This is a genomic window from Streptomyces durbertensis, assembly GCF_014156695.1.
GTDB lineage: Bacteria > Actinomycetota > Actinomycetes > Streptomycetales > Streptomycetaceae > Streptomyces > Streptomyces durbertensis.
Genome location: NZ_WMLF01000200.1, coordinates 1 through 9,488 on the forward strand (window position 1 = coordinate 1; position 9,488 = coordinate 9,488).

8 protein-coding genes are annotated in these 9,488 nt (G+C 72.3%); 2 read left to right on the forward strand and 6 right to left on the reverse strand.

Annotation, left to right across the window (positions count from 1 at the left end; genetic code table 11):
- Positions 1 to 12 precede the first annotated feature (12 nt).
- Both ispD and GL263_RS14835 read right to left on the reverse strand, forming a co-directional pair.
- The gene (ispD, locus tag GL263_RS14830; RefSeq protein WP_182856179.1) at positions 13 to 777 is read right to left on the reverse strand and encodes a 2-C-methyl-D-erythritol 4-phosphate cytidylyltransferase; all 765 of its coding nucleotides are present in this window, start codon (positions 775 to 777) and stop codon (positions 13 to 15) included.
- Between the two features lie 582 nt (positions 778 to 1,359).
- Positions 1,360 to 1,842, reverse strand: coding sequence for a CarD family transcriptional regulator (locus GL263_RS14835; protein WP_143648016.1), 483 nt, complete (start codon positions 1,840 to 1,842; stop codon positions 1,360 to 1,362).
- 666 nt (positions 1,843 to 2,508) lie between these two features.
- On the opposite strand from GL263_RS14835, the gene GL263_RS14840 reads away from it, so the two are divergent.
- Positions 2,509 to 3,216, forward strand: a complete 708-nt coding sequence (locus tag GL263_RS14840) for a copper chaperone PCu(A)C domain-containing protein (protein ID WP_182856180.1) — start codon at positions 2,509 to 2,511, stop codon at positions 3,214 to 3,216.
- Positions 3,217 to 3,416: 200 nt separating this feature from the next.
- Here the strand turns inward: GL263_RS14840 and phoP are convergent, their stop codons facing one another.
- Both phoP and GL263_RS14850 read right to left on the reverse strand, forming a co-directional pair.
- The gene (gene phoP, locus GL263_RS14845) at positions 3,417 to 4,097 is read right to left on the reverse strand and encodes a two-component system response regulator PhoP (protein ID WP_182856181.1); all 681 of its coding nucleotides are present in this window, start codon (positions 4,095 to 4,097) and stop codon (positions 3,417 to 3,419) included.
- Positions 4,094 to 5,653: a sensor histidine kinase gene (locus GL263_RS14850; RefSeq protein ID WP_228456512.1), complete on the reverse strand. Its 1,560-nt coding sequence runs from the start codon at positions 5,651 to 5,653 to the stop codon at positions 4,094 to 4,096. Before GL263_RS14850 ends, phoP begins: the two co-directional genes overlap by 4 nt.
- A 311-nt stretch (positions 5,654 to 5,964) precedes the next feature.
- Here GL263_RS14850 and phoU point away from each other — a divergent pair, with 311 nt between their 5' ends.
- Entirely contained in the window at positions 5,965 to 6,657 is a 693-nt protein-coding gene (gene phoU / locus GL263_RS14855) for a phosphate signaling complex protein PhoU (protein ID WP_182856182.1), read from the forward strand.
- 149 nt (positions 6,658 to 6,806) lie between these two features.
- Here phoU and GL263_RS14860 read toward each other — a convergent pair whose 3' ends face one another.
- Together GL263_RS14860 and GL263_RS14865 are read right to left on the reverse strand one after the other, a co-directional pair.
- The gene (locus GL263_RS14860) at positions 6,807 to 7,463 is read right to left on the reverse strand and encodes a response regulator (RefSeq protein ID WP_182856183.1); all 657 of its coding nucleotides are present in this window, start codon (positions 7,461 to 7,463) and stop codon (positions 6,807 to 6,809) included.
- Between the two features lie 151 nt (positions 7,464 to 7,614).
- The gene (locus GL263_RS14865; RefSeq protein WP_323379402.1) at positions 7,615 to 9,252 is read right to left on the reverse strand and encodes a sensor histidine kinase; all 1,638 of its coding nucleotides are present in this window, start codon (positions 9,250 to 9,252) and stop codon (positions 7,615 to 7,617) included.
- Between the last annotated feature and the right edge of the window lie 236 nt (positions 9,253 to 9,488).

Sequence of the window (9,488 nt, forward strand, 5' to 3'; positions counted from 1 at the left end):
CCGGTGGTCGGGTCAGAAGCCATCGGTGGCCCTCCTGCGGGCGAGTACGGCCTCGGCGAGCACGAGGTCCAGCGGCCGGGTGACCTTGAACGCCTCCTCGTGGCCGGGTACCAACCGGACCTCGTGGCCGAGGCGTTCGACCATGCCGGCGTCGTCGGTGGCGCCGTCGCCCTCGTCCGTGACGCGGCGGTGGGCTTCGGCGAGCACGTCCCGGTCGAAGCCCTGGGGGGTCTGCACGGCGCGCAGCCGGGCGCGGTCGGGGGTGCCGACGACCCGCTCGGGGGCGCTCGGTTCGACCTCCTTGACGGTGTCGCTCAGCGGCAGCGCGGGGACCACCGCGGGCGCGCCCTCCCGGACCGCCGCGATCACGTCCTCGACGGTGTCCACCGGCACCAGCGGGCGGGCGGCGTCGTGGACGAGCACGATGCCGACGTCCGGCGGCAGGGCCTCGACGCCCCGGCGGACCGAGCGCTGCCGGTTGTCCCCGCCGGGCACGACCAGCACCTCGGCGGCGTCGGAGTCCGGCAGCGGGTGGGCGTCGAGCAGGCGGCGGGTCTCGGCCACGCCGTCCGGCGGGGCGACCACGACGACCAGCCCGACCGTGCGCGCTCTGGCCATGGCTCTGACGGCGTGCACGAGCATCGGGATGCCGCCGAGCGGGCGGAGGGCCTTCGGTGTGCCGGGGCCGAGCCGGGTGCCGCGGCCGGCGGCGGGGATGACGGCGGCCGTGCGCGGGTCACCGGCGGGGCGGGACGGGTTGCGCGATTCGTCGGACATCAGTCGCTCGTTCAGGTTTGTGTGACGGGCAGGTTTGTCCACCCGTCGGGTCTGGGTATGGCCAGAGCGTGCCGGGTGGTACGGCTGAGCAGCCCTTCCGTGACGTGGCTCAGTCGGCCGGGGCCCGGCAGGATCACCGTCAACCGGTGCGTACGACCACCGCCCCCGAGTGGTGGCCGGCGGACACCGGACGGGCGTCGGGCAGCGAAGGACACGTGGTCGTCGCGCCGGTGCGTCGCCCGTCGGTTGCGTGGCCCATGGCCGGTCGCCCGCAGGAACCGGCTCTGCGTGCCCGCGCCGCCGCACGGCCGCACCACGGCACGCTCACCCCGGCGGCTGCGCGGCCGTAGACGCTTGAGGCTGTCGAGGCCCTTGAGACCGTGGACGCCTGAGAGCGCGGCGCGGCGCCTGTCCGCGTCGACCGTCACCGGTCGGACGTCCAGGCACCGTCGCGTTCACGAGCGCCACTTGTTGTTCCGTCGGGACCGGCTTCGCCGTTTCAGGCCGAAGCCTTCGGGGCGCAACCGGACTCGGCCGGACTGCGGGAGTCCTCGGGAGAGCTGCGGGAGCCCTCGGGAGGACTCAGGAGGAGAGGACCTCGTCGAGCAGGGCCTCGGCCTTGTCCTCGTTGGTGTTCTCGGCGAGCGCCAGCTCGCTGACCAGGATCTGACGGGCCTTGGCGAGCATGCGCTTCTCGCCGGCCGACAGGCCGCGCTCACGCTCACGCCGCCACAGGTCGCGTACGACCTCGGCGACCTTGATGACGTCACCGGAGGCCAGCTTCTCCAGGTTCGCCTTGTAACGCCGGGACCAGTTGGTGGGCTCTTCGGCGTACGGCGCGCGCAGCACCTCGAAGACCCGGTCCAGACCGTCCTGACCGACCACGTCGCGCACACCGACAAGCTCAGCGTTTTCTGCGGGTACACGAACCTCTAGATCGCCTTGAGCGACCTTCAGGACCAAGTAGGTCTTGTCCACGCCTTTGATCTGACGAGTTTCGATTGCCTCGATCAGCGCGGCCCCGTGATGGGGATAGACCACGGTGTCGCCAACCTTGAACGTCATGTGACAGGTACCCCTTCCGTGACTATCCAGGGTAGCACGGGAACGGCGTCTCCTGAATGGCGTTTCCGCAGGTCAGGCCATATCTCGGGGCTTGACAACAGCGGCCGGAGCGTGCTGCGACCCACCCACGGGCGAAGGAATTCGCAGGTCGGAGCCACTGTCGGGGCACGCCAAAACCACCCTGCCACCAGACGGACGAGAGGCCACAAGAGGGCACGAACGTCCGATTTGCCGGGAATCAAGTGGCTGTGGATTGGCCGGAGTTAATTGATCAAGACACGGGTGATCGTTTGACTCGGGCAAGCCCCGCCGGCACTCACCGCGCCGGACGGGGGAACGAATTCCCGGGCCCCGGCTATTCGCTTCCGGAATCCGCCCGGCGACCCACCCCGTCCGCGCCGGCCGGATTCACCCCGGGCGCCTCACACGCCACCCGGGGCGGCGTTCCCCCGGCACGTCCGACCCGACCGCCCCGCGCGTGCCCCCCGCGCGGGTCGCCGCAACGCTTCGGGTCGGCACAAACCGATCAGGTCGACGCACGGGGTGGGTCGCCTGAGAGCGGCGACCGGCGAGTGGGTACCCTGAGCCGCTGACAGACCTTTGATCAGTTCATCCCGGACTGGTCACGCCCCACTGTTCTTCTCACCGCTAGGAGATGCCGCCGCCGTGAGCAGCAGCCTTCGACGCGGCGTCGTCGCCGCCACCGTCATCGCGCTCTCGACTCTCTCGCTTGGCGCCTGCGGCGCCGGGTTCAACGCACAGACCAACGAGGTGCGTCCCAGCAGCGCTTCGGTCAGCGTCGACAACATCAAGATCCAGAACATCGTCGTCATCACACCCGAGGAGGGGGAGGGCCCGGCGGCCGTCACCGCCCGGATCTTCAACGGCGGCAACGAGGACGAGACGCTGCGCTCGATCACCGTCGAAGGCGCCGGCGACATCGAACTGACGCCGGCCGAGGGCGGGGAGCTGGTCGTTCCGGCCGGCGGCTCGCTGATGCTGGGCGGCGAGGGCAACGCCTCGGCCGTGGTCAGCGACCCGAAGGACATCGCCGACGGCAACGAGCAGCGCGTGACCTTCGAGCTGAGCGAGACCGGCAAGCTGAGCACGTATGCCCTGGTCGTCCCGGCGACCCGCCAGTACGCCGACTGGGGTCCGACACCGCAGGCCTCGCCCGCCGACGAGAAGTCCGGCGACAAGGCCGGCGAGGACGGCCGCCAGGACGAGACCGGTGAGGGCGCGGGCCAGGACGGCGAGCAGGACGCCGGTCAGGACGGCAACGCCGGCGACGGCGCCGAGAGCCAGCAGGACGCGCAGGGCGCCGAGGGCCAGGAAGGCGCCGGCGAGGACGCGGAGGCCACCCCGGGCAGCTGAGCCGCCCGTCTGTCCCCGGGCCGTCAGGTCCGGGGACAGGAACACGTCGAGGGCCGTGCCCGGATCACTCCGGTCACGGCCCTCGGTCACATCCCCGGCGACATGCCTCCGGGGCACGTCCCCCGATCCCGTCCGGCGCGGCGCCCCGCGGCCGACGGCTCACGGCCGGCGGCGCCTCACAGCCGGGTGGCGGGAGCGGCTTACGGCTCGAACTTGTAGCCCAGGCCGCGCACGGTCACCAGGTAGCGCGGCGCGCCCGGGTCCGGCTCGATCTTGGCCCGCAGCCGCTTCACGTGCACGTCCAGCGTCTTGGTGTCACCGACGTAGTCGGCGCCCCACACGCGGTCGATGAGCTGCATCCGGGTCAGCACCCGGCCCGCGTTGCGCAGCAGCATCTCCAGCAGGTCGAACTCCTTGAGCGGCAGGTCGACCTTGCCGCCGGCGACGGTGACCACGTGCCGGTCCACGTCCATCCGGACCGGTCCGGCCTCCAGCGCCGCCGGCGCCGTCTCCTCCGGCTCGCCGCGGCGCCGCAGCACCGCCCGGATGCGCGCGACCAGTTCCCGGGAGGAGAACGGCTTGGTCACGTAGTCGTCGGCCCCTATCTCCAGGCCCACGACCTTGTCGATCTCACTGTCCTTGGCGGTCACCATGATGACCGGGACGTTGCTGCGGCTGCGGAGCTGCCGGCACACCTCGGTGCCGGGCAGGCCGGGCAGCATCAGGTCGAGCAGTACGAGGTCGGCGCCGTTGCGCTCGAACTCGTCGAGGCCGTCCGGCCCCGTCGCCGCGATGGCGACCTCAAATCCTTCCTTGCGGAGCATGTACGACAGCGCGTCGCTGAACGATTCCTCGTCCTCGACAACGAGCACTCGGGTCACGGAAGGACCTCCGGGGCTGAGAATCGGTCATGAGTGAGGGTCGGGTAGGACCCTCGGTGTGCGGAACGGTGGGCCGACGGCGACCGGCCGGGGCCGGCGTCGCGGGGTTCGGGGTCGGTACCGGCCCGACTGTCGGCCCGGCTGTCGGCCCGGTTGCCGGTCCGGTCGACCGTGTGGTTGCCGGTCCGGTCGACGGTGCGGTTGTCAGCCCGGTCGGCCGCCCGATCGGCGCGGCTGTGCTCCGGCTCGGCTTCGCCGTCGCCGGGGCCGTCCGCGCGCCGGACCGTGTCCGGGCCGGCGAGGACGCCCTCGTCGGGGTCACCGGTGTCGCCGTAGGCGGCCGGCTCCTGGAGGGCGCCGCTGAGGCGGTTCCGGTTGCGCCGGTTCTCCTCGGCCCGCTCGCGGGCGCTGCCGGCCTCCGGCAGCCGCAGGGTGAACGTGGAGCCCTGGCCCTCCGAGCTCCACACCGTGACCTCCCCGCCGTGCGAGGCGGCCACGTGTTTGACGATGGCGAGCCCGAGGCCGGTGCCTCCGGTCGCCCGGGACCTGGCCGGGTCGACGCGGTAGAACCGCTCGAAGATCCGGTCCTTGTCCCGGTCCGAGATGCCGATGCCCTGGTCGGTGACGGCGATCTCGATCATGTCCCCGCCCGCCTCGCGGACCCGGCGGACGGCGATGCCGACCCGGGTGCGCGGCGGGGAGTAGTTGACGGCGTTCTCCACCAGGTTGCCCAGCGCGGCGGCGAGCTGGCCCCGGTGGCCCCACACGTGGAGGTCCTCGGTGCCGCCGGCGGCGATGGTGATCTGCTTGCCCGTGGCGGCCTGCCGGCAGCGGTCCGTGGCCTCGTCGACGAGGGCCTCCACCGCGACGGGCTCGGAGTCCTCCATCGGGTCGTCGTTCTGCACCCGGGAGAGGTCGATGAGCTCCTGGACGAGGCTGGTGAGCCGGGTCGCCTCGTGCTGCATGCGGCCGGCGAACCGCTCGACGGCCTCGGGGTCGTCGGAGGCGTCCATCACCGCTTCGGACAGCAGCGACAGCGCGCCGACCGGGGTCTTCAGCTCGTGGCTCACGTTCGCCACGAAGTCCCGGCGGATCGCCTCGATGCGGCGGGCCTCGGTGAGGTCCTCCACCAGGAGCAGGACGAGTCTGGAGCCCAGCGGGGCGACGCGGGCCGACACGGCGAGCAGGTCGCCGCGGCCCGTGCCGCGCTGGGGGAGGTCGAGTTCGACCTGGCGGATCTCACCGTCCCTGCGGGTGTCCCTGGCCATCTGGAGCATGGGCTCCACGGTCAGCCTGCCGCCCCGGACCAGACCGAGGGCGTAGGCTGCCGAGCTGGCCTTGACCACCGAGTCCTCCTCGTCGAGCACGACGGCGGAGGAGCGCAGGACGGAGAGCACCGTGTCGACACCGGGGGGCAGCACGGCGGCGGTGGGCAGCGAGCTGCGCGTGGGGCGCCGCTGCTCCCGCTCGCTCCAGCGGAACGCCAGTACAGCGATGGCGCCGGTGCACACACCGACCAGCGCTGCCACTGCGGCGACCGCCGCGTTCACGTCCATGACCCCAGGTTAAGCGGGCACCGGAAGGGCAAGGCAGTCCGGAAGGGGCCGGTGGCGGGACTCGTCCCGCAGAGTTCACCGGGAGGACGGCGGTGATTCATTGAGGAACTGGCAAAATCAGACAAACGCCGCGATCCTCTCGACGCGCCGGGTGGTGTGTTCCGGTGTCCCAGAGTTCACCCGAAGGTCGGAGGTGGTTCACTTGGCGGGTCGAATCCGGACGCATAACCATTCGAGGCTTGGGCCAGCGGGAGGCACGGACCCGACCGGCCCCCACACTGGCCCGCCGCCATGCGAGGGAAGGACAGTCAATGCGTGACGCGTACCACGAGGAACTCGACGCGATCAGCGACAGCCTGGTCGAGATGGCCCGGCTCGTCGGCTCGGCCATCGGCCGGGCGACGACGGCGATGCTGGACGCCGACCTCAACCTCGCCGAAAGCGTCATCGCCAACGACGACAAGGTCGACCAGCTCCAGCGCGATCTGGAGACCCGCGCCATCCAGCTGCTCGCCCGCCAGCAGCCCGTCGCCACCGACCTGCGGATAGTGGTCACCTCCCTCCGGATGAGCGCCGACCTCGAACGCTCCGGCGACCTGGCCCAACACGTCGCCAAGGTGGCACGGCTGCGCTTCCCCGACAGCGCCGTCCCGCGCGACCTGCAGGCCACCATCCTGGAGATGGGTCACCTCGCGCAGCGGCTCATGGCCAAGGCCGCCGAGGTCATCATCACCAAGGACGTCGATCTCGCGCTCCAACTGGAGCAGGACGACGACAAGATGGACGACCTGCACCGCACGCTGTTCCAGCACCTGATGGACGACCGCTGGAAGCACGGCATCGAGACGGCCGTCGACGTGACGCTGCTCGGCCGCTACTACGAGCGGTTCGCCGACCACGCGGTGTCGGTGGCGCGGCGCGTGGTGTACCTGGTCACCGGCGACTACGCCGACGAGCTCGACCCGGCGGCCGCCGCCTCCGCCGCGACCGGCGGCGAGGACTGACCCGCGCCGGTCTCCGTCACATCTCGGGAGCCTCCCCGGCCGTTCAGGCCGGCCGGAGGCTCCCGGCGCGAGCGCCTCGGGACCCCGCGCACGACGCGGGCGGACACGCCGGACCGCGCGGCGGACCCGCCGGACCGCACGGGTACGCGTCAGCGGGTGCCCAGTCCCGCGTCGCGGGCCATCAGCGCGGCCTGCACCCGGTTCGCGCAGCCGAGCTTCGCCAGTATCCGGCTGACGTACGACTTGACGGTCGCCTCACTCATCCGCAGCCGGCTGCCGATCTCGGCGTTGGACAGCCCCTCCCCCAGCAGCTCCAGCACCTCCCGCTCACGGGGGACAAGATCGGCCAGCCGGTCGCGCGCGCGGCGGGCCCGGTCGTCCCGCTCGCCCGAGCCGAGACTGTCGATCACGTGCCGGGTGGCGGCCGGCGAGAGGTAGGCGTCCCCCGAGGCCGCCGCCCGCACGGCCCGGATCAGCTCCTCGGGAGCCGAGTCCTTGAGCAGGAAGCCGGCGCCACCGCCGCGCAACGCGCCGAGCACGTTCTCCGGCTCGCCGAACGTCGTCAGGATCAGCGGACGCGCGCCGGGCACCGCGCGGCGCAGCTCCGGCAGCGCCGACAGGCCGTCCAGCACCGGCATCTGGATGTCCAGCAGCACCACGTCGGCGCGGTGCGCGAGGGCCAGCTCGACCGCCTCCCGGCCGTTCCCGGACTCGGCGACGACGGTGATGTCCTCCGCCGAGGTGAGGATCATTCTGATCCCCGCCCGGATGAGCGGTTCGTCGTCGGCGATGACAACCCTGATCAACGGACTGACTCCCGGTCTGGAGGAGAGCGGACAAGAGGGGCGTGACACGCCCCGACGTGCAGGACGTGCGGGGCGTGCGGGGCGTGCGGGCTGGCGGTACGGCGTGCTGTGTGAGACCGGCGCGCCCGGCTGGTCGGCGAGCGGGAGGTCATCAGTCGAAGCTGAGCTTCTCGACCAGCTTGCCATCCCGGAAACAGAACCTCGCCAGGCTGCCGCTGCCGTCCTTGTTCAACGAGTCCTCGGCGAACATCACCAGGCACTCGGAACCCCGGGGCCGCTTCTTCTGCTCCGCGTCCAGGACGTCGCCGAGGCCGGTGCCCTTCGGGAGCCGCTCGCGCACCTCGTCCTCGGGCTGCCCCACCTGGACCGAGTGGTACTGCTCGCGTGTCACCAGGCCGTTGTTGATCTCGGTGAACAGCCACAGCAGGCCGGCTATGAGGAGCGACACCGTCAGCAGCCCGGCGACCAGGACGACGGGCAGGCAACCGCGCCACCGCCCGTTGACCGCCTTGTGCAGATCGTCGGCCGCGGCCAGCCGGGGGTCGGGCGCCGGGTCGCCCTCGTAGGGCAGGACGCCGGTCAGCCGGAACCCGCCGTCCCCGTACGGGCCGTGGTGCAGCATCCCGCCGGCCGACCGGGCGCGTTCGGCCAGGCCGGTCAGGCCCCGGCCGCCGCTGACCGACAGCGCCCCGGCCGCCGCCGGGCCCTCGGGCGGCGGCGGCCCGGTGACGACCTCGACCAGTACGACGTCCGGCTCGTACCGCAGCGCCACCTCGACCGCCGCGCCCGGCGCGTGCTTGTGCGCGTTGGTCAGCCCCTCCTGGACGATGCGGTACGCGGCCTGGTCGGCGGCCGGCGCGAGCGGGCGCGGCGTGCCGATCCTGCTCAGTCCGGCCCGGGAGCCGGCCTGGTTGGACGCCGAGACCAGCCCGTCGAGCTGGTCGAGGCCGGGCGTCGAACCCGGCTCCCGCTCCTCCCCCACGTCGTCCTTCAGCAGGCCGACGACCTCGCGCAGCTCGCGCATCGCGGCGACGGACGCGTCGCGCAGCACGCCGACCGCCTCCCGCTGCGCGCCGGAGAGCGCGGGATCCACCTGGAGGGCGCCGGTGTGCACGGCTATCAGGGTCAGCTGGTGGCCGAGCGAGTCGTGCATGTCCTGGGCGATGCGCTGACGCTCCCGCAGCCTGGTCTCCCGGGCGATGATCGCGTTCTCCCGCAGCAGCTGGCGGTGCTGCGCCTGCAGCGAGGCGAGCAGCCGCTGCCGCTGACCGAGGTAGCGCGCGGTCAGCCCGGGGATGACCACCACCACGAGGAACCAGATCAGGGACAGCGCGACCCCGCTCCAGGAGCGCAGGCCGTCGCCGCTGAACAGCGTCCGGTACGCGGCGCTGCCCAGCTCGATGGCAAGCGCGGCCGCCAGCACGGCGAGGGCGCGCCCCGGTCGCTCCAGCCGCTTGCCCGCCGACCAACTGGCGAGCGGCAGCAGCATCGTGGCCCCGGGGAGCACCACGCCGGCGGCGGCCGTGCCTATCAGCGTCGCCCCGGGGAGGGGCCGGCGCAGCAGCGCGACCACCAGACCGAGAAGCACAAACGCCAGGGCGGTGAGGCCCGGGCCCGGGCCGCCCGACCCGAGCTGTATGCCCAGCCCGATCGGCAGGAGGACGAGGAGCGCCAGCACCTCGCCCAGCGCCCGCCACACCGTCCACGGCCCGGGGCCGAAGAACCAGCGCCAGGGGCGCAGCCGGCCACGGGAGTCTCGGAGCGGGGAGCTGTCGGGGAGCTTGAGCACGAACCGAACGTTACGGACCGCACCACGCCCCGCGCACCCGCCATTTGTCGAGACGTCCATCAACCTTTGGTAGGTGCGCGAGTCATCCGAATTGACCATGCATGTGGACAGAAGCCGTCACCAGCCGGTCGATTGTGCTCCCACGCGCCGGGAATGCGCCGTTGTTCGGCCGGCCGGGGCGGGTCTGCAATGGACTCGGTGACCGCTGTCCGCGTGTCACCGAGTCCCGAACACCC

Coding starts and splice junctions, on each gene's coding strand:
- phoU (WP_182856182.1), top strand. CDS start 5,965: ATGCGTGACGCGTACCACGAGGAACTCGACGCGATCAGCGACAGCCTG.
- ispD (WP_182856179.1), bottom strand. CDS start 777: ATGTCCGACGAATCGCGCAACCCGTCCCGCCCCGCCGGTGACCCGCGC.
- GL263_RS14835 (WP_143648016.1), bottom strand. CDS start 1,842: ATGACGTTCAAGGTTGGCGACACCGTGGTCTATCCCCATCACGGGGCC.
- GL263_RS14850 (WP_228456512.1), bottom strand. CDS start 5,653: ATGGACGTGAACGCGGCGGTCGCCGCAGTGGCAGCGCTGGTCGGTGTG.